Raw genomic sequence first — 20,202 nt, 5'->3', positions numbered from 1 at the left:
TGGGACTGGCGGTGGTCGTTGCCGTGTCCTCCTGTGGACAGCAGCAAGCCGGCAGCTCAGGCGCCACCGCTCCCACATCGACGGGCGCTTCGACGGCAACTGGCCACGTCATTGCCCGGTCTGATCCGGGGGGCGTCGTCTCCGTCCGGAGCGACCGCCGCATACAGCTCAGCCGGAACGGGGGGGCCACGTACACCACGCTTCCGGCACTGCCCGCGGCACCAGCCGATATCCAGGACGTTGCGGCTGGCCCCACCAGCGCCTACATCGCCGCAATCGTCTCCGGCCGACCAAGAGTGTGGACGACCAGCGATGGCGGTGCCGCCTGGGCACCCGTGACGCTCACGCCCCCTGCCGGCGCCAGCGTCGGCGCCGGCGTCGGCGCCGGCGCAGTGCGGTTGGTGATGAACAGCGGGGTAGTCGCGGGGCTCCTGGTGCGGGCCCAGAGCAGCTCCAACTTCGTGACCAGTCAGTGGTACGAAGCCCCGACGACGACGGCGAGCACGCTGTGGACCGGGCACGTCGCGGCGAACGTCGCCACCGTCACCGCAGACAGCGGCGGCCTCTGGGCCGTCACCGGCCCGTTGTCGTCCGGCCTGGCCGAGAGCACGGACGGCGGCACGACCTGGGCTCCGGTCAGTCTGCAGGGGTGCACCACCGTGGACGCGGCCTTGGCCGTCCTCGGCGCATCCTCGACCGGAGGCATCGTGGTCGCTGTCACCACCGCGACAACCAGTGGAGCGACCTGGAAGACCTGCTCACGCCAAGACAGTGGCGCCTGGTCGGCCTCCCAGGCGACCGACGTGACCGCTGTCGTCGGACCCGGGGTCTCCCTCCCGAGCAGCCTGGCCGGAGCCACCGCCGTCATGGCCACCCCCGACGGATCGCGGGTGGTCACCGCCCAGCCCGCCGGTACCACCGCCTCGACCAACAAGGCCCCGACCCTGCTCTCGACCAACGGTCTCCCCTCTGGCGTCAGCGATCTCAGCGCAGCCAGCGCGACGTCACTCACGGCAGTGGTCACCTCCGACCAGTGCCCCGACGGGACCAAGACGTCGTGCCAACCCGCGACGACGTCCTACACGAGCAAAGATGGCGGGCAGACGTGGCAGCCCATGACCTCCGCCTGACCCCTTAGGGCGCCCGGTCCTGCTTCAGCAGTACACCTTCCCCGGCTCGAGGACAACTGCTGGGTGGCCCCGGTTTTCGCCGGAGGGTCAGGACCGGCGCCTTATACCGCTCGTCGAAGCCGGTGATCGCCTCGGTGGGTCCATTCGAGGTGCCGGACCGGTCGAAGTAGGCCAGCACGTCAGTGGCTCGGCTCGCCAGGGTGCGGCCGAGCTTGGCGACCTTGGCCAGCGCGGTGGGGACGCCGTCGCTGACGGAGGCGATCAGCGCGGTCATCAGCTCGCGACCGTGGCCGCGGTCGGGATCGCGGTACGCAGCGATCATCCGCTGATAGATGCCCCAGGTCGCTTCCACCTCGACGTGCGCGCGAGTCGCGAACAGGGCAGTCAGTCGCTGCCGCTGGGAGTCGGTGAGCAGGTCGGTGCCGGTGTGCAGGGTCCGCCTGGCCTTGTACAGCGGATCGTCCTTGTGACCGCGGTGTCCGTGCAGGTCCTGCTGGACCCGCCGCCGGCACGCATCCACCGCGTCCCCGGCCAGGCGCACCACATGAAAGGGATCCATGACCGCAACGGCGGCGGGGAGCTCTTCCGTGGTGGCCGTCTTGAACCCGGTGAAGCCGTCCATCGCCACGACCTCGACCTGGTCGCGCCAGGCTTGCGGCCGGACGGCGAGCCACTGCTTGAACGCCTGCTTGGAGCGGCCTTCGACCATGTCGAGGAGCCGAGCAGGGCCGGTACCGTTGCGGATTGGTGTGAGGTCGATGATGACGGTGACGTACTTGTCGCCGCGCCGGGTGTGCCGCCACACGTGTTCGTCGACGCCGACGACGTGGACGCCGTTGAACCGGGTGGGGTCGCCGATCAACACCCGGCGGCCCTCGGCGAGGATGGCGTCGTTCGCGGTGTTCCACGAGACCGCGAGGCCCTCGGCGACGCGGGCTACGGTCAGGTGCTGACACACGATCGCTTCGAGCGCCCACCGCAGGGCTCGCCGCGTCAGCTTGGCCCGTGGCTCGGCCGCTCGGGAGGTGTCCTGGCGCCACACGTGGCCACAGTCGGGGCATTGGTAGCGGCGGATCGTGACGGTCAACGTCGTGGGGCGCCACCCCCACGGTTCGTGCGCGAGCCGGCGGACCACGGTGTCGCGAGCGACGCCCTCGAGGCCGCAGCGGTGGCACCACCGGTCGGGTTCCACGACTCGGCAGGCGAGGACCGCCCGCCCGGGTTCCAGGCGTTGCCCGGTCGCCACGAGTCCGAGCTCGTCGAGACGGGTAAAGGTCGTCAGGTCAGGGCGCGCGAAGGTAGCGTGAGACACGTCGAGGTCTTCCAGATGGGTGGTGTGAGAACTTCCATCTTCGGGAGACCTCGACACCTACCCCGGGACCGACGCGCCGAGCTACCCTGCGAGACCTACACCCTCGTTTGTGAAGAGCCGCGAATCCGCCAACCTTGCGAGGCCGCACTCGGGGTGGTGGGCGGCAGGACCCACACACGCCCTATCTGGGCGGAGTGACGCGCCCGCTCATCGAGGATGTCTGGTGGCTGGTGCCGATGTCCGCCCCCACACGCGGACGTGGTTGAGCGTGCGAACGTCCTCCCGGTCGCTGTCACCGTTGTCCCCACGCAGGATCGCCTGCACTGGGGCATGCCGTACACGGTGCCGACGGTGGCTGGCGTCGGCTTTCACCAAGGGAACGTGCCCGCATAGAGCCCCTTTCGGCCCGGTGCCAGGCTCGGGCAGCCCTTGTCGTGAACTTTCGGGGGGACGTTGGGGGGACGTGACCGCATCTGAGGACCCAGCAGCCCGCTGACCTGCAGGAACGTGGGGGACGCGGGGCGGAGGGGAGGGCGGAGGCGGCGCCTGCCTGTGGGTGGGGGACGTCTTGGCAGGCCCTGAGAAGGGGGAGGGACGTCTCGGGTTGGCGATGGCTGTGGTCCAGGGGGGACGAGTGCGGGGATGTCCCCGCGCGACCGTTCGTGCCGTGCCAGCAACAGGGGCTTGGCACCAGCTGGCACCCAGCTGTCACGGGCTGACGCGAGTCAGCGGGGCGGAAGGACATCACGATGAGCGTGGGAACACAGTTGGGGCTGGCGGACCCGGAGCAGGCGCTGCTTGCTCAGGCACGCGCCCTGTGGCCGACCTGGGGTGAGCAGTGCCGCGCGCTGCGGGTGGTGGGTGACCTGCTTGACCTGCCCGGGTGGATCGCCAGCGCGCCCCGGGACGACGCCGACGAGGTGCTTCACACCCTGGCCAGGCTGGCCAGCCCGAGCGGCGGCGACGACCTCGCCGCCACGGGGGCGTTGGCGTGGCTGCTGCTGCCCGGGGCGTCCCTGGTCGCGCACCGGCTGCGGTCCTTGACCGGTCGGATCGACGAGGTGGTCGCCGCGCAGCTCTGGCTCGAGGTCCGCGAGTTCCCCTGGCAGCGGCGGCGCAAGGTCGCCGCGAACGTGGTGATGAACACCCGCCGGGGGGTCCTTCGCGAGCTCGGCGTCGGGGCACACCTGCGCGAGGTCGACCCGGCCTGGTCGCGCACGGTCCCCCTAGATCCGGGAGCCGACTCGTGGCGTGCCCTCGAGGCACGTCCTGCCGTTCTCGACCCTGCCGCTGGTACAGCTGATGCAGCTGGGGCGACGTCGGTGGCGGCCGAGACGGAACTGGCTGAGGTCCTGACCTGGGCGCTCAGCCATGGCGTGGTCGAGCAGGACGACGTCGACCTGCTGCTGCGGTTGGCTGTGGCCGCCGACGAGGCCGGAGTCACCCGCACCCGCTGCGGGCAGGGCGGTCTGTGCTCACGGAAGGTGGCGCTGACCGTGGCCGGCCAGACGGGCGTCTCGTCGGCCACGGTGCGTCGCCGCGCCAGCGCCTGCCTACAGGCGATGGCCACCGCCTACACCGCGTACACCGTGCACGGCCAGATCCCGGCCTGAGGATGAGCCCCCAGCCCGGGCCGGCCCGCTTTAGGCATCGAGTGATGGACGCAGCGACGCAGTGACAGGGATGACGGGGATGACGGGATGACGGTGATGAGGCGGATGACGGTGACGGGTGTGGTGAAGACGAGGCACGTGACTGACGACCACGACCTGGCCCGGCTGGTGCGCGAGGCCCGTGACGAGGACGCGGCCGTTGCCGACATCGAGGGCTGTCGGGCGCGGCTTCAGCGGGCCCGCGCCGCCCAGAGCGCACTGGCCGCTCTGCCCGCTGAGCAGCTGCGCACCGCGTTGCGGATGCGCCGGGCCGACCTCGACGCCGGACCCGCGATATGACCACCTACGCGGACACCGACACTGGCACCGACATCGGCACCCGCGCGAGCAGCCGCGCCCGCGCCTCGGCCCGCCCGGTGAGTGTCGACGAGCTCCGCCGCGCCTGGCATGCCGTGCAACAGGGTCAGTTCCGCGGATCCGCACACCGGCCAGCCCAGCGACCTAGCCTGGCGGGCCCGCCGGGCCTGCCGGACCTTCTCGGCCCCCCACGAGGCATCACGAGCGACCCACCCGGTGCTGATCTGCGCTGGGCCGCCACCGAGCGGGTCCTGCCGGTGGTGGGATGTGTGGGTCAGGCGGGCGCCTCCACGCTCGCCCTCGCGATCGCCACCGAGGCCGCCACTCGACCCGCCACCAGACCCGCCACCGAGCCCGCCACCGGGCCCGCGGGCCGGGTCGGCACGCAGGTCGGCCGTGCCCGGGTCATCGAGTGCTGCACCGCCGGCGCTTCCGGTCTGACCAGTGCCGTCACGGCCGAGCTGGGCGTGAGCGAGAACGGGTGGTCCCTGGGCCGCCGCGAGCGGGTCTGGGTCGCCCGCCCCACCGCAGCCCACCGGGGGGTCGAGGAGCTGCCCCTGCCCGACGAGCCCCCACCGGCCACCGCCCTGACCGTCCTAGACGTCGGCTGGGAACTAGGGCAGGTGCTGACCGCAGGAGGCTGGGTCAGCCAGACCCTGACCACCACCGAGGCCGTGGTCGCCGTCACCCGAGCCACGATCCCGGGGCTTCGCCGGCTCGAGAGCGCCCTCACCATGCTGAGCATTCAGGGCGCCAGCCGCCCCCTGATCGCCGTCGTCGGTCCCGCCCGGCGCCGCTGGCCCCGCCACCTCGCCGCCGCGATGGGCCCGCGAACCCGCGCCGGCGACACGCACGGCCACCTGGTGACCGTGCCCCTCGACAAGCAGCTGGCCCTCCGCGGCCTGGACTCCGCTCCGCTGCCGCCCGCGCTGCTCCAGGCCGCGACGCTCCTCCTGCACCACCTCGAACACCTCGAGCACCTCGACCCAGCAGGCGAGACCCCCAGCACCCCTGACACGAGCGAGACCGACCCGAAGGGACCACCCCCATGAACACCCTCACCGGCGCCGTCAGCGCCGTCAGTTCCGTGAGTGCCGTCGGTGCGCTGCCGTCGGTCTGCCCGGTCGCCCCACCCGGGGCGCAGACCTACGTCGACACCCTGACCGGGTACGTCCTGTGGGGCGTGCTCGCCCTGATGGTCGTCGGGGTCGTCGTCTCCATCGGCGCCGTCGTCGGCGGCCGGGTGTTCTCCATGCCGCATGCCAGCAAGGCCGGTGTCGTCGGGGTCGCGGTCGTGTTCGTCGCGGCGGTCGCCTACATGGTCGTGCCGGGCATGCTGGCCGGCATCACCGGGTCGGGCTGCGTCGGATGACCACCCCCACCCGCACGGCTAGCGCTGACCACAACGCTGACCACAACGCTTTGCCCTGGGACCGGCGGCGGCTGCTGCGGTCCCTGCTGGGGGTCGCGCTGGCCGCTGCCGTCCTGGCCGGTGGCCTCGGGTACGCCGGGTACAGCGCTGTCATCACCGCCACCGCCCCCACCACCCACACGCTCACCACAGCCACCCCCACAGGCACAGCCAGAGCCGCAGGGAAGGCTGCGGCGAGGGCCCCGGCCGGGGAGCCGCTGCCGCCCGGGCCGGCTCGGCGGGACGCGATGGCCGCGGCGGCGATGCTGGCGGTCCCGCCGCAGGCCAGCCGTGCCGGCACCCCCGCCGCCCGTCCCGCCCCCCCGCTCGACATCCCCGCGGCGGGCCGGGTCGGTCCCGTAGGCGTCCCCACCGGCTACCCCCACACCCCGACGGGCGCGGTCGGGCAGCTGGCGGCCATCGAGACCACGGTGCTGCAGGGGATGTCCATCGAGACGGCCCACACGGTGTACCGGGCGTGGTCGGCGCCCGGGGCACCGCCCGCGGACTCCTGGGAGCTGGTCGCGAACATCCAGGCCTTCCTCGCCAGCGGCGCCGGCCCGTCCGTCAACGACCTCAGCGGCGTCAGCGATCAGGGCGGGCTGAGCGGGCTGGGTGCGGTGGTGGTCGCGGTCCCGGTCGCGGCCCAGGTGAAGGCCACCGACGGCCCCGACTGGGTGGTGGGCTGTGTCCTGCTGGCGGTGACGGCCCGCGTGGCGGCCGTGGCGCGGATCGCGTACGGCTACTGCGCCCGGCTGCAGTGGACCGGCGGGGAGCGCGGCCGCTGGGTCATCGCCCCCGGCGCCCCGCCGGCGCGGGCGCCCTCGACGTGGCCGGGGACCGCTCTGGCCGCCCCGGCCGGATGGCGCCCCTGGGGCAGCAGCCCCGACCAGTAGCCCGACCAGTAGCCCGACCAGCAGCCCGACCAGCAGCCCGACCAGCAGCCCGACCAGCAGAACGAGCAGGACGACGACGAGCAGAATCCCGACGAGCACCGACCAACGAGCAGAGCGGAGCAACACCGATGAGCTGGGGCGACTACCTCAACCCGTTCTCCTACCTCGGCAACGCCGCGGGGAAGGTCGTCGCCGACGGGTGGACGGCCGCGATGCTCGGCCTGTGGAACGCGGGCCTGTGGCTGCTGAAGCTGGTCCTGGGCATCGAGGACGACTTCCTGGTCCCCGACCTGTCCGGGACCGGGCCGCTGGGCGGGATCTACTCGTTCACGTTCTGGGTCGCCGGCGTCCTGGTCCTGATCCTGGCGATGGTCCAGCTCGGTATTGCCGCGTTCCGCCGCGACGGTGCCAGCATGGCCCGGGCCCTGGTCGGCAGCGCCCAGTTCGTCATGGTGTGGGCCACGTGGGTGGTGTACGCGTCGGCGGTGCTCGCGGCGGCCGGCGGTCTGACCCGGGCGCTGATGCAGTCGCTGCTGCACGTGGACGCCATGGCCGCGTGGCAGCCCTGGACGGGGTTCTCGACCGCCGACATCACCGACGGCACGCTGGCCACGGTGCTGGGGGTGATGGGCCTGTTCCTGATCGTCTCCGCGTTCGGGCACCTGCTGGTCATGCTCGCCCGGGGCGCGTCGCTGCTGGTCCTGGCCGCGACCAACCCGATCGCCGCGGCCGGGCTGGTCTGGGAGGGCGGGCGGACCTGGTTCTGGACGTCGTTGCGGTGGTTCCACGCGGCCGCGTTCACCCCCGTGGTGATGATGCTGATGCTCGGGCTCGGGGTGCAGGTCACCTCCCAGGTCGCGCTGTCCGCGACCGACTCCCTGCAGAAGGCGGTCGGCACCGCCGTGCCCGCGGTGATGCTCATCCTGGTCGGCTGCTTCGTCCCGCTGGCCCTGTTCAAGCTGCTGGCGTTCGTCGACCCCGGCACCTCCTCCGGTGCCGCGATGCGGTCTGGGCTGTCTGCCCAGGGCGGACTCTCAGGCCTGCTGCGCGGCCGCAGCACCGACAGCACCTCCGCCGACGCCCCCGGCAGCTCGGGCAGCTCGGGCAGCTCGGGCAGCTCCGGCAGCTGGGGTTTCTCGGACGCGGCCTCCACCAGCGAGGCCGGGGGACGATCGCAGGGTGAGGCCTCCACCGAGGCCGCCACCAGCCAGCGGTTCGCCACGTCCGCGGGAGGCGCCAGCGGCGCACTCGGGGCCCTCGGCAGCGTGGGGCGGGTCGCGGCCGCCGGGATCGGGGTGGCCGCCGGGATGGGGTCGCGGGCGGCCACGCTCGGCGCGGACCTGACCAACCAGATGGGAGTCGGGCACAACACCTACGTCCCCGACTTCGCCGGCAGCCGCCCGGGCCGCTTCGGCAGCCGGAACACCGCCGGCCCCACCAACCAGGACCAGGACCAGGACAACCCCTTCGTCCACGGCGCCGGGCCGGACCCCACCGACCCCGACCCCCGCACCAGCCCTGGGATGGCGCCACGCTCTGGGCCGACGCCACCCCCCACCCCGAGACCGCCCGGCGCCGGCGGCGGATCCGGCGGTCAGGGCGCCGGTGGCGGATCCGGCGGTGGGGGGGCCGGCGCCGGCAGCGCCGAGGCGGCCGTGGCCGTCGTCCCCGTATAGCCCGGTCTAACCGCGGGGTGACCCCGTCCTGCGTCCAGCCCGTCCAGCCCGTCCAGCCCGTCCAGCCCGTCCAGCCCGTCCAGCCCGTCTATGTCGTTCACGAGGAGAGAGGTCACCTGTGATGAGCTCCGTCTACAGGGCCTATGCGAAGGCCCGCATCGGGTGGTTCCCCTTCGGGCTGACCGGGTGGCAGGCCGCGGTCGTCGCGGCGTCGAGCCTGCCGGCGTGCTGGCTGCTCCAGCGGCAGGCGTGGGCCTCGGCGGGCGTGTTCGCGCTGATCTGCGCGGTGGTGACGGTGGTGACCGTGGTGCCGGTCCGCGGCCGCAGCGCGCTGGGGTGGGGCCTGGCCAGCACCGTGTTCGCGGTCGGCGCCCTGACCGGGTGGACCCGGTTCGCGTCCCGGGCCTCGTCAGGGCAGGCGAGGGACCAGAGCGAGGTCGACCTGCCCGGCGCCCTGGCGGGGATCGAGATCCACGAGGGCCCACCCACCGGGCTGTCCGGCGCCCGTGCGGCCGTCATCCAGAACCACGCCGCCCGGACCTGGGCCGCCACCGCCGCCATCGTCCACCCGGGTACCGGGATGCGCGACGGTGACGAGCGTGCCCGGATGGGTCGCGGGCTGGCTGACCTGCTCGACCAGGCCGGCCGGACCGAGCTCATCGACGAGGTCCTCTTCCTGGTCCGCGCCGTCCCCGACGACGGGGCCGAACGCGACCAGTGGGTCGCGCGGCACCGGCGCCCCGACGGCCCGGCCCAGGTGCGCACCATCAACGACGAGCTGCACCGGGCCCTGACCCAGGCCTCGGTCCGCACCGAGGCGTTCGTGACGATCGTGGTTCCCGAGAGCCGGATCGGCCGGGCCGCGAAGGAGTCCGGCCGCGGTGTCGAGGGCCGCGCCCAGGTGCTGTCCGCGCTGATGAGCGAGGTCGAGGCCCAGCTCAAGGGCGGCATGGGCGTCCTCAGCGTTACGTGGCTGACCAGCCCCGAGCTGGCCCTGGCCTGCCGCACCGGCTTCGCCCCCGGGGACCGGGCCGGCATCATCGACGCCCTCACCACCCGCTCCGCCGCAGTTCCCGGGAGCGGTGGGAGCGAGGTCAACGTGGACGTGCCGTGGGCGATGGCTGGACCCTCGGGGGCTGACCCGGTGGCCCGGCACTACAGCCACGACGCCTGGAACTCCATCAGCGCCACGATCATCCTGCCCGTCAGGGGAGCCGTCCTCGGCGCCCTCGCTCCGGTCCTGACCCCGACGACCCCGGGGGAGCGGCGCAGCTACCTCGTCGCGTACCCGATCCTGAGCCAGCACCAGGCGGCCCGGCAGTCGGCCAGCAGCCAGTGGACAGCCGACATGGGCGAGGGCCTGCGCCAGCGGGCCCGGATGAGGCAGACCACCCAGGCCGGCGACGACGCCGCGCAGGTACGCACTCTCGAGGCCAAGCTGGCCCGCGGCAGCGCCCTGACCCGCCCTTACGCGGTGTGCACGGTCACCGTCCCCAAGACCGCCCGCATCGCCGAGCACGGCCGACGCCTCGACGCCTCGATCCGTCGTGCCGGGTTCGCCTGCCTGCGCCTCGACCTCAGCCAGGACGTCGCGTTCGCTGCGTCCGTCGTCCCGCTCGGTGTGAGCCTGACCCGCGAGGGCGACGCATGACCACCCCAACCACCCCAACCACCCCGACAACCCCGACCACCCCGACCACCCTGACCACGCTGACTGGCATGGCCGTCGTCCCCTCGGAAAGCCGTGGGAGCGCCACGACTGACGTGGCCCTCATGACCCCGGCTACCCCGACTGGCCACCGGAGCCGACCGCCGGCTCCGCGCCTGGCAGACCTGGCAGACCCGCTCGTGCGCACCCCGACCACCGTTGATGGTGGTCGCCGCGGATGGCTCGGAGCTGGTGTGGGCTCAGGACGGTACCGGTGAGCGCCACGCGCGGCACGGGAGGCACCGGCCGTGCGCCACGCACCGGCCGCACCAGCCGTATTGGTGGTGTCGGTGGTGTCGGTGGTGTCGGTGGCACGGGGCGTGACATGACCCAGCTGCTGGCCGACTTCGGGCATGACCTGCCGACCACCTGCCCGGCGCCGGTGACCGGGAAGGAGGCCAGGCTGTTCCGGCACGTGAGCGCCCGTGGTGCCCGCCGCCCGGGGCGGGGCTGGGCCCCGGCGGGCGCGCCGGTGACGGCGTACCGGATGACCTCGGACCAGGCCCCGGTGTTCTGGCCGTTCATCGCCGGGCCGGGTCTGCCGCCTACCGGCGCGCAGATGGGCGTCGACGTTCTGGCCGGGTCGGCGTTCCACGCCGACCCGGTGGGGTGGGTCCTGCGCGACGACATCCCGGTCACCAACGCCAACGTGATCTGCCTGGGCAAGCCCGGCACGGGCAAGTCCGCGACGACGAAGGCGTTCTGCCTGCGGATGAGCGACTTCGGCTACCGGACCCTGATCCTGGGCGACCCCAAGGACGAGTACGAGCGGCTGTGCCACTTCTTCGGGGTCGAGCCGTTCGTGCTCGGGCCCGGTATGCCGGCCCGGATCAACCCGCTCGGTCTCGGGCCGTTGGGGCTGGGGTGGGCGGCCCTGGACGCGGATGAGGCGCGCAGCCGGGCCACGGTCGTGTTCAGCCGGTGGCTGACCCTGGTGCGGGCCCTGGTCGCCAGTCAGCGGATCGGGTCGCAGCGGGTCCCGTTCGGTCCGTCCGAGGAGGTCGTGGTCAAGGCGGCCCTGGCGGACCTGACGGGGTACACGGCCGGGAGCTCCACACTGGCCGAGACCACGATCCCGCGGCTGTGGCATCACCTGGACCAGCCCAGCGACACCCTGGTCGAGCAGTGCCGGTACGCCTCCCGGCAGCACTTCTTCGACCAGACCCGGCTACTGCGCGACGCCCTGGGCCAGCTGGTGTCCGGGGCACTGGCCGGCCTGTTCGACGACCACACCACCATCGACGTCGACTGGGACGCCCCGATCCAGTCGCTGTCGCTGTCGCGGCTGGCCCCGCTGGGGGACGACGCGGTCGGGATCGCCCTGGTGTGCCTGAACTCCTGGGGCCGTGGGATGCGGGAGATCGCCGCCCCCGGCGACCTGCGCATCGTGGTCCGCGACGAGATGTGGAAGGCGATGCGCCTCGGCGTCGAGGCCGTCAAGAGCCTCGACGAGGACCTGCGCCTCTCCCGCGGGGTCGCCGGCCGCGGCGGCGACATCCAGTGGGCCAACGCGCACAAGCCCTCGGACATGCTCACCGTCGGCGACCAAGGCTCCCAGGCCGCGAACATCGCCCGCGACCTGATGCACCTGGCCGACATCAAGATCCTGCACGGGCAGAAACCCGGCGTCGCCGACGAGCTCGACACCATGCTCGGCCTGGGCCGGCCGGCCACGCAGGTCATGACCGGCTGGGCGATGCAACGCACCGGCCGCGCGCTGTGGCTCGTCGGGGAACGCCCCTACAAGGTCGAGACCCGGCTCCACCCGAGCGAGGAGCACCTCACCTGGACCAACGAAGCCCTCGAGGGAGCGGTCTGAACATGCCACCCCTCCACCACCCCCTCGAGCACCCCCTCGACCACCCGCTCAGTCACCTGGTGACACACCCGCCGCGTCGCCCACCGCAGCACCGACATCACGGGCGTCACCTACCCCCCGCATGGCAGCGGCAGGCCCTCCACGCCGGGCTGCGACGGTGACGAGGCTCCTGAGCGTCATTGCCATGATGCTGGCCGTGGCCATCCCGGTGCCGCTGCTGGCGGCGGCGTTCGTGGTGTCCGCCGCGGCAGCGGTGACACCGGCACCGGACTGCACCCCCACCGGTTCGACCTCAGCGACCGGTGCGGCTGGGGCCGGGGTGTGGCGGGTGCCGTTCCAGCAGGCCTACGTCCTGACCTCTCCCTTCGGGCGCCGCGTCGACCCCCTGACCGGTGTCACGCGGCTGCACACCGGGCAGGACCTAGCCTCGCTGCCCGGGCCGGGACCCGTACTCGCCGCAGCCGCCGGCACCGCCACGACCGGCTGGGACCCGGTCGGGTACGGCCACTACGTCACCATCGACCACGGCGGCGGCATCCAGACCCTCTACGGCCACCTGTCCAGCATCGCCGCAGACCTTCTCGTCGGCCCCATCATCACCACGACCACCACTACTGGCGCCATGAGGGGCTCAGCGTCCACAGCTGGGGTCGTGGTGGGTGCCGGCCAGGCGATCGGGGTCGAGGGATCGACCGGTCACTCCACCGGCGACCACCTCCACTTCGAGGTCAGGATCCACGGCGCACCCCTGGACCCCGTCCCGTTCATGCTCGAGCACGGGGCGCCCCTGAACGGCGCCGCCGGCCCACCGGCGAGCAGGCCCGACACCGGATCCCCCCGGCCCGCCGACCCTGCCGGCACCGGATCTTCCTCGTCTTCGTATGGGCCGGCCGGAGCGGGCGGCTCCGGCGGGAAGGACGGCGGCCGGACGGGCGGGCCGGGGTTCCCCCTGCCGGCGGCCGGCACCCCCCGGCTTGAATCGCTGACCAGCCCGGCCCTGCCGATCCCGGCCGGCATCAAGGCCGACTACCTCGCCGCAGCCGCCCGCTACCACCTGCCATGGACCCTGCTCGCCGGGATCGGGATGGAGGAGACCGGCCACGACCGGACCCGGGCGACCAGCCCCGCCGGCGCGCAAGGGCTCATGCAGTTCATGCCCGCCACCTGGGCGGTCTACGGGGTCGACGGCAACGGCGACGGACGCGCCGACATCGGCAACGACGCCGACTCCGCGATGAGCGCCGCCCACTACCTCACCGCCGCCGGCGCCACCACCGGCCCAGCCGGGGTACGCCACGCGATCTTCACCTACAACCACGCCGACTGGTACGTCAACGACGTCCTCGCCTACGCGGCCGCCTACGGCGGCGGCCTCATCCCCACCAACCCGAACACCTGCCGCCCCGGGAGCTAGGTCCGACCGGACGCCCTGACCATCCCCCAGTTCCCGCCCGACATCCTCAGCCGCTACCCCCAGGAGAGCCGCACCCACAGCGCGGCGCACGACCTCGAGGCAGCTGACCCCAGTCGCCAGCTCCCCACCCTGGGGCGCCGCGAGCAGGAGCGGCACCCGCCCTTGGTGCCGAATCAAGAGCCCCGTCAAGAGCCCCGTCAAGAACCCCGTCGAGGGCCCGTTCACGGAGCCGGACGAGACCGGCCCGACGGGATCACCCGCGGGGTCGGTGACCCGAGGCCCGGCCTGCTGAAGGCCGGCCGGAGGGCGAGCCATAGCCGGCTGGTGCTCAGCCGTGCTTAAGGGTGCGTACTCGTGCTCACCTGTCATCACCCCAGGAAGGGTGAGCCCCAGGGCCGGTGACGCCGCTTTCGTGGGTGGGGGCTTTGTCGACCACCACCCACCCACCACCCGCCGAGTGATCGACCGGGCAATGCACAGGGAGCAGTGATGCAGCGTTCGCGGCGTGCCAGCCCGTATCCGTTCACCTGGGAGGTTCCGCTGGCCGTGATCGTATTCGTGCTCGTCCTGTTGGTCCTTGGTGTGCAGGTGGGCCGGTCGCTGGCCAACGCGGCCGCCGGGACCGGCTGGGTGTTCGTCGACCGGCTACACCTGTTCACCAGCGTCGCCGGGGTCGTCTCCGGGGACGCAGGCGCCGGGCTTACCGGGCCGGCTGGCGTGCCGGGGCCGGCCAGGACGGCTGGGACGGCGGGGCGGGCTGGGACGGCGGGGCCGGGGCTGCTGTGGGCGGGGATCGGGGTGGTCGAGCTGGTCCTGCTCACCGGCTGCGTGGCCGCGGTCAAGCACGGGTGGGACCGGTGGGGGCCGACCCGGATGCAGGGCATGGCCACCCGGGCGCAAGCGGAGGCGCTCCTGGGCCGGACGCGACTGCGGCAGCACGCGCCGGTGATCCGGCCCGACCTGTACGGTGCCCGCCCTGGCCCGGCCCGCAGGCGCGACCGCGGCCACCAGTCCCGTGCGGACCACCCCGTCGGCAACCACCCGGGCGACCACCCGGGCAACCACCCTGGCGACCGTCTCGGTGACGACGTCGGCGACCACCGCATCCGCGGTCACCGCGATGGCGGCCCGCGTCCGGGGAAGGCACGGGTCCAGTGAGCCCGGGACTGGGACTTGGACCAGGGCTGAGGCGGGGTCGGGTGCGGCCGGCTGAGGTCGGGTGGAGGCTCGGGCGAGCGAGGGAGCCGCGCGGGGGGCAGCTGTGGGTGCCGTGGGACCGCACGGCGGGGGTGATCGGGCCGCAGGGGTCGGGCAAGACCCTCGACCTGCTGGCGCCGGCGCTGATCGACGCGCCGGGCGCGGCGCTGACGACGCTGACCAAGGTCGACGACCTGCTGCTGACATTCACTGCCCGCTCCGGGCAGGGCCGCCCGTGTGTGGTGCTCGACCCGTTCGGGCTGGTGCCGGGTCTGCCGGAGGTGGTGTGGGACCCGGTCGCGGGGTGTGTCGACCCGCTGGTGGCCGAACGGCGGGCGAAGGCCTTCACGGCTGGCACGGTCACGGGCGCGGTCGCCGGCGGCCACGGCGACGACGCGGCCCGCTTCTACGCGGCGGAGGCGGCGAAGGTGCTGCAGGGCTACTTCCACGCTGCTGCGCTGACCGGCCGCAGCCTGCACGACGTCCTGGGGTGGGTGGCTAGGCCGTTGGCGGCCTCGGCCCCGACCGAGATCCTGCGGGAGCACCCGCATGCGGCGCCGTTCTGGGACGGGCTGCTGGCGGGGGCGCTGCAGGGGGACGACCGCACCGCCGGGAACACGGTCACCACGGTGCAGCAGGCCATGTCCCTGTTCTTCCAGGAGGACATCCGCCGCCGCTGTGTCCCCGGACCGGGACGGCCCGCCACCGACGTCGCCCAGGTCATCGCGGCGGGGGGCACGATCTACCTGCTGGGACGGGAGGACCCGTACGCGTCCGCGTCGCCGCTGATGACGGCGTTCGCCGAGCACGTCCTGGACACCGCCCTGGCCGGTGCGACCACCTCGCCCTGGGGGCGGCTGTGCCCGCCGTTCCACGCGATCCTCGACGAGCTGCCCTCGACCGCCCCGCTGCCGACGCTGCGCACGCGGATGGCGAACGAGCGGGCAATGGGGATCTCGTTCCTGTGGGCGGCGCAGGCCTGGCCGCAGCTCGCGGCGGTCTTCGGGGAGCAGGAGGCGCGCACCCTGCTCGGGCTGACCAACAACCTCATCGTGTTCGGCGGGTCCACGCACGTCGCGTTCAACCAGGAGATCTCCGACCTGCTCGGTCAGGTCCGGGTCTCGCGGACCACCTGGCAGAGCGGTCACCTCGGGCAGAGCGGTGGGCGGCAGGTCTCCGGCGACGACATCGCCATCCTCACCGCCGCCGAGGTCCGGCTCCTGAAGCAGGGGCAGGCGCTGGTGCTGTCGGAGAACGGCGCCCCGGTCATCGCCGGCCTGCACCGCTGCATCGAGGGCGCGCCTGGGCGGCTCCTGCTCGCGGACCAGTCCCGGCTGCGGGCGTCGGTGACGCTCGACCACCGCCGCGTCATCGCCCCCGAGGCCCGGGCCATCGCCGCGTTGGTCGAGGCCCGCCGCCGCGGACTCGCCCACGACCTGCTCCCCGACCACGACGACGACACTCAAGACCGAGACCGAGACCGAGACCCTGACGCCGAGCGCGAGGGCCGTGACGACGAGGACGTGGTCTGGTGAGCGAGCGCCCCCAGACCACGCCGACGCCCAACGCCGCAGTCGCGGCGCAGGGGTTCCCCGCGCCGGGCCGCCGGGTCGAGCACGCCTACCGTGAGCTCGACATCGCCCTGCACGGCAGTGACGAGGCGAAGAAGGCCCTGGGCAGCCCGCGGCTGCTGGCCCGCCCCTGGGACCCCCCGACCTGTGTCGACCCGCAGCTGCTGGCCCACCTGTGGGACTGGCTGGACCGGGTCGTGGTCTGGGTCAACCACGAGTACGTCTGGGACGTCGCCGGGATGATCCCGGCCTGCTGGCCCCACCACCCCCACCTAGTCCACGAGATCGCCGTCCTGGCCGACCTGCGCCGCCGGGCCGGGCACGCCCTGACCGGCGACGCCCTCGAGGAGTGGCACCGGTACGCCCTGCCCGCGTTCACCGAGCGGATGCGGCACCGCATCAAGGCGCACTGCGACGACAAGGACCACCAGCCGTGGCCCGCCCAGGGGCGCCACACCCGCCACCTCGCTCACGACGCCACCACCGACCGGGCCCGAGTCTTCCGCCGCGACGTCGCCACGCTCGAGAGGACCCTCGAGCCGCCTCCGCCGCCGCCGAGCGGGCCACGTCTGCAGCTGGTCGACGGGACATGCGTGGACGTCGAGACCGGCGAAGTGCACGACTGACGCTGCTGGAATTTGCCCGCTCATGCTCCGCCAGCGCTCAAAGACGGCTCTTGTGGCGCATCCGTGGGTGGGTTCAGGGGCCGAGATGACGACACGCCGTCTCCGGTCTAGCCCTCGGCAATTCAGCGGGGTCGGTGAGGGCGGGCCGCTGGTGTTGATGCACTGCCTCAGCCCTGCTTTGACTGGCTCCCCCCGAACCCAGGGCTGTGGACAACTTTCGATCCGGCAGGCGCTGTGGACGAACGACTGCACGGCAGCCCGCGACGATAAGTTCAGCGCGTGCTCAGCCAGCGACCACGACGTGCCACCCGCCTTCGTGACTGGCACCCAGACGCCGGCCCGGAGGATCAGTGGCTCGCCGGATGGGCCCAAGCAGGGTGAGCACCAGAGACTCCGCCGTACGAAGGAGTGGGGTACTCCATCGGTGGCCTCCAGCGAAAGCGATGGCGCATGCGCAGGGTCGAGCGCGACAGCTGAAAGCACGGGGCTGCCGGTGCGGGGAGCACATCCTCAACCGACGGTCCAGGTCGATCGCCCTGGTCGTCGCCGCCTGCTCCAGAGCCGCCACCGACGCCTCGACACCGAAGTGCGCACCCAGCACATCCAGCAGTTCGGGCCGCCGCTGCTCGAGCACCCGCAACCGGTCCAGCAATGGGCCCAGCTCCCGCGTCAACTTGCCCTGCGCGAAGTACCGCAAGGGATGCGCCACCCCCGGCCACAGTGACCGCGATGTCCGCCCGCCCGGCCCGCACCACCAACAGCGCCCTCTTACGAGCTGCCCGCGGCACCAAGAACATCCTGGCCCGTACGGATCCTCCACCGACGACCACCGCCTGATCGGCTTTCGCCTCGACCGCGATCCACGCCACCGAATCCGCGCCCCTGTCCGGGTGTCCTGCGCACGAGTCCCCACACCCGCAGCTCGTCCCGTCCGACCCGAGTCGTGACACCGGGATACGTCAGCTGACCATGGGCAGGCTGGGCGCACGTTGGAAACAGCCCGCCAATCGGAGGTGAGTCCGGGGCGTGCAATCTTGCGCCCGATTCGCGCTGTTATAGAATGATTGGCCTATCGTTCCCGGTCGCATCGGTGGGCCGGTTGGTCCTCGAGATGGTCACAACCACCATCGAGTGAGTGAATCTGGGGCGGAGTGTGTCATTTGAATCAAGTGCAGCTCTCTGAACTGCAGCGGCGCGGTCGGGGCATGCAGATTCTCAGGGAGTGGCACGAGTCGGGTCCCAAGACGCACCGGCACAGCACGCACCCCGAGATCGGCACATCGACGTGCGACTCCGGCGGGTGCCCACACGCGCACAAGAACACCGGGCCCACGACCTCCCCCCGCTTCCGATGTGACCCTGCCCGCCCGCCAACTGACGGACGAACGGGGGGCCGATGTGGGCGGTCAGCCGACCGTTCCCTCCGTCCGAGAGGTCAGCCCGGGCGTAGCGCGTCGATCGCGACGCCTGCGCTCACCAGCCCCAGGACAGCCATCGCCAACATCCACCAACGCCTGCTCCGGCCCAGCTCCAGCCTGCGCTCGAGACGTCCGAGAAGACCGTCACTCAGCCGTGTCATCCGGCTCGTGCGCGGTGCAGGTGGGGCGTGCGCCAGAGTCATGTGAAGCTGTTGTTCCATGGAGTGCAGCAGGTCGGCGTCATTACGCTGACTTCGAGAGTGCTTCGCCATCAGCTGCAGGCTCACTAGCGCGATCATCGCGGAGAGGATCCCGGCCACGGCTCGGTATGTGTGGTTGCGGCCGTCTCCGAGGGCAATGGTCAGCAGGAAGGCCATGGCCGACATCGCCACGACGGGCGTCTGCCACATCAGCTCGTTGTGGGAGTTGTGCCGGTCACTGACGGCGGCGAAGACGGCGAGATCGGCATCGGTCCCGGCATCGGACCCCGCCTCCTGCGCGAGTAGTTCCTGCAGCATCACGTCGGTTCCCGGCCAAAGCTGGGCGTCGGGAGGCAGGTGGTCGAGCTCGTACCACGCGAAGTCGAGGCCCTCGCCCATCGCCCCGCACGTCACCCCGTCGGGGAAATTGGCGACATAGCACGTGGCGACAGCATGCTTTCGCGGGTCCCACCCGTAGCCGGAGCCCGGCCTGGGCTCGACGAGGTACTGGTTGACGAAGAATGGGCGGGTCGCCATCTGCGCTCGGTCGATGTTGGTGAGGGTTGCTTCGAGGTGGCGATGAGCCGCCGCGGCCAGCGTCTCGCCGTAGAAGACGCGGCCCCCGAGGTGGCACCAGATTTCACCCCACGGGCTCTCCCTCAGGATGAGACCAATGTGGGACAGAGAACCGTCCGCGCTCCGGCGCACGGGGAGGATGTCAACGCAAGCGATGGGGACCGCCGTGCTGATCCGCTCCCAAAACTCCGGCGGGAGAAGGGGGTTGCTGCTTCCTCCTGGCGGTCCGATCACCTGCACATTCGACCACACCTGTCTTGGGACCCCCGAACGGTCAGTGGTTCCCGATGGACACCTGGGAAGGTGCCTGCAGTGCGTCCTCCGTGACGCACTGGCCAGGGTCCGTGGATCAACGAGTTAGGGGCCCCGATCGTGAGTCAGACGTGCCCAACGACGTCGAACCTGCAAGCCCTTCTGTCCGACTCGAATGTCAACGGGTCTCGTAGTCGCGCGGGTCCATCCCGAGGTGACCCATGACGTCCCAGAGCTCGGCGTCGGCGGCAGTGGGTTTACCGGCTCTTGGAACTTGAGATAGGGGCGGGGATGACACGCCCAAGTGGGGTGATGCGCTGAGAGTGGGGTCGAGGCCCTCAGGATGTGGAACGACCAAGCACCGTTTCCGTGAGGACCTCGGCGATGACCGGGCCTACGTCGCGCTGCGCTGCACGCCACTGCTCCCCGACCGCGTACTGCGGCAACTGCGACCTTCTCGTGGGCCTGGACGGGCTCCACGTCCTCGACGTGCCCACCACGGAGGACGAGCATCTGCGGGTGCCGGGTCGAGTCCCCGCCAGGGCTGATGGGGTGCCCTTCCTGCGGGGTCGTGGCCCTCAGCCACGGCCGGTGTGAGGTCGATCTGATCGACGCGCCGTGCTTGGGCCGGCCGGTCACGATCGAGTGGTGGAAGCGGACCTGGTCCTGCCTCGAGCCGGCGTGCCCGGTGGCGGTATTCACCGAGCAGGACGAACGGGTGGCCCGGCCCCGCGGGCTGCTGACGACGCGGGCGGCGTGGTGGGCGACCCGGCAGCTATGCCGGGAGCACGCCTCGATCCTGGGGTTGGCCCGCCAGCTCGGCACGACCTGGAAGACGGTGTGGCGTGCGGTCAAGCCGCTGCTCGAGGTCCTGGACGCTGACCCGACCCGGTTAGACGGGGTCGAGACCTTAGGCGTCGACGAGCATGTGGTGCGCCACGAGGCGCTGTTGTTTCGGATGGAGGTGAGAGACCTGCATCGCCTGGTCGTCGTAGCGACGAGGTGAAGCTGGCGGCAGCCTGACTC

The 20,202-nt window shown here is 72.2% G+C and carries 15 protein-coding genes and 1 pseudogene; 14 read left to right on the top strand and 2 right to left on the bottom strand.

What is annotated here, in order from left to right:
- Positions 1-335: 335 nt before the first annotated feature.
- Positions 336-1,130: a hypothetical protein gene (locus V3N99_08325; protein MEO3936751.1), complete on the top strand. Its 795-nt coding sequence runs from the start codon at positions 336-338 to the stop codon at positions 1,128-1,130.
- A 118-nt stretch (positions 1,131-1,248) separates the two neighbouring features.
- On the opposite strand, the pseudogene V3N99_08320 reads toward V3N99_08325, so the two are convergent.
- Positions 1,249-2,442 (bottom strand): annotated as a pseudogene (locus V3N99_08320) (ISL3 family transposase).
- Positions 2,443-3,191: 749 nt separating this feature from the next.
- On the opposite strand from V3N99_08320, the gene V3N99_08315 reads away from it, so the two are divergent.
- The 12 genes from V3N99_08315 to V3N99_08260 all read left to right on the top strand — a co-directional run bounded on the left by V3N99_08315 (position 3,192) and on the right by V3N99_08260 (position 16,730).
- A complete protein-coding gene (locus V3N99_08315) occupies positions 3,192-4,055 on the top strand; it encodes a hypothetical protein (GenBank protein ID MEO3936750.1) in 864 nt (287 codons plus the stop codon).
- A gap of 138 nt (positions 4,056-4,193) precedes the next feature.
- Positions 4,194-4,394: a hypothetical protein gene (locus tag V3N99_08310; GenBank protein MEO3936749.1), complete on the top strand. Its 201-nt coding sequence runs from the start codon at positions 4,194-4,196 to the stop codon at positions 4,392-4,394.
- On the top strand, positions 4,391-5,464 hold the full coding sequence (locus V3N99_08305; GenBank protein ID MEO3936748.1) for a hypothetical protein: 1,074 nt from the start codon (positions 4,391-4,393) through the stop codon (positions 5,462-5,464). The genes V3N99_08310 and V3N99_08305 overlap by 4 nt, the downstream gene beginning before the upstream one ends.
- Positions 5,461-5,784: a hypothetical protein gene (locus V3N99_08300; GenBank protein MEO3936747.1), complete on the top strand. Its 324-nt coding sequence runs from the start codon at positions 5,461-5,463 to the stop codon at positions 5,782-5,784. The genes V3N99_08305 and V3N99_08300 overlap by 4 nt, the downstream gene beginning before the upstream one ends.
- A complete protein-coding gene (locus tag V3N99_08295) occupies positions 5,781-6,719 on the top strand; it encodes a hypothetical protein (GenBank protein ID MEO3936746.1) in 939 nt (312 codons plus the stop codon). The genes V3N99_08300 and V3N99_08295 overlap by 4 nt, the downstream gene beginning before the upstream one ends.
- Before the next feature lie 128 nt (positions 6,720-6,847).
- On the top strand, positions 6,848-8,395 hold the full coding sequence (locus V3N99_08290; GenBank protein MEO3936745.1) for a hypothetical protein: 1,548 nt from the start codon (positions 6,848-6,850) through the stop codon (positions 8,393-8,395).
- 121 nt (positions 8,396-8,516) lie between these two features.
- Positions 8,517-10,046 carry an SCO6880 family protein gene (locus V3N99_08285; GenBank protein MEO3936744.1) on the top strand — a complete coding sequence of 510 codons (1,530 nt, stop codon included), beginning with the start codon at positions 8,517-8,519 and terminating at the stop codon, positions 10,044-10,046.
- A 271-nt stretch (positions 10,047-10,317) separates the two neighbouring features.
- Positions 10,318-11,922, top strand: a complete 1,605-nt coding sequence (locus tag V3N99_08280) for an ATP-binding protein (protein ID MEO3936743.1) — start codon at positions 10,318-10,320, stop codon at positions 11,920-11,922.
- A 157-nt stretch (positions 11,923-12,079) separates the two neighbouring features.
- The gene (locus V3N99_08275; GenBank protein ID MEO3936742.1) at positions 12,080-13,336 is read left to right on the top strand and encodes a peptidoglycan DD-metalloendopeptidase family protein; all 1,257 of its coding nucleotides are present in this window, start codon (positions 12,080-12,082) and stop codon (positions 13,334-13,336) included.
- 546 nt (positions 13,337-13,882) lie between these two features.
- On the top strand, positions 13,883-14,494 hold the full coding sequence (locus tag V3N99_08270) for a hypothetical protein (GenBank protein MEO3936741.1): 612 nt from the start codon (positions 13,883-13,885) through the stop codon (positions 14,492-14,494).
- 41 nt (positions 14,495-14,535) lie between these two features.
- Entirely contained in the window at positions 14,536-16,068 is a 1,533-nt protein-coding gene (locus tag V3N99_08265; GenBank protein MEO3936740.1) for a TraM recognition domain-containing protein, read from the top strand.
- Complete coding sequence (locus V3N99_08260; GenBank protein MEO3936739.1) at positions 16,065-16,730, top strand: hypothetical protein; 666 nt, start codon at positions 16,065-16,067, stop codon at positions 16,728-16,730. Before V3N99_08265 ends, V3N99_08260 begins: the two co-directional genes overlap by 4 nt.
- Positions 16,731-18,165: 1,435 nt before the next feature.
- Here the strand turns inward: V3N99_08260 and V3N99_08255 are convergent.
- Positions 18,166-19,158, bottom strand: coding sequence for a DUF4916 domain-containing protein (locus tag V3N99_08255; GenBank protein MEO3936738.1), 993 nt, complete (start codon positions 19,156-19,158; stop codon positions 18,166-18,168).
- A 706-nt stretch (positions 19,159-19,864) separates the two neighbouring features.
- Here V3N99_08255 and V3N99_08250 point away from each other — a divergent pair.
- Entirely contained in the window at positions 19,865-20,182 is a 318-nt protein-coding gene (locus tag V3N99_08250; protein MEO3936737.1) for a helix-turn-helix domain-containing protein, read from the top strand.
- The last annotated feature ends 20 nt before the right edge of the window (positions 20,183-20,202 follow it).

The sequence above is a fragment of the Dermatophilaceae bacterium Soc4.6 genome (assembly GCA_039889245.1).
Taxonomy (GTDB): Bacteria; Actinomycetota; Actinomycetes; order Actinomycetales; family Dermatophilaceae; genus Lapillicoccus.
The sequence above is the reverse complement of the archived record's forward strand: the minus strand, read 5'-3'. Positions and strand labels throughout refer to the sequence as shown.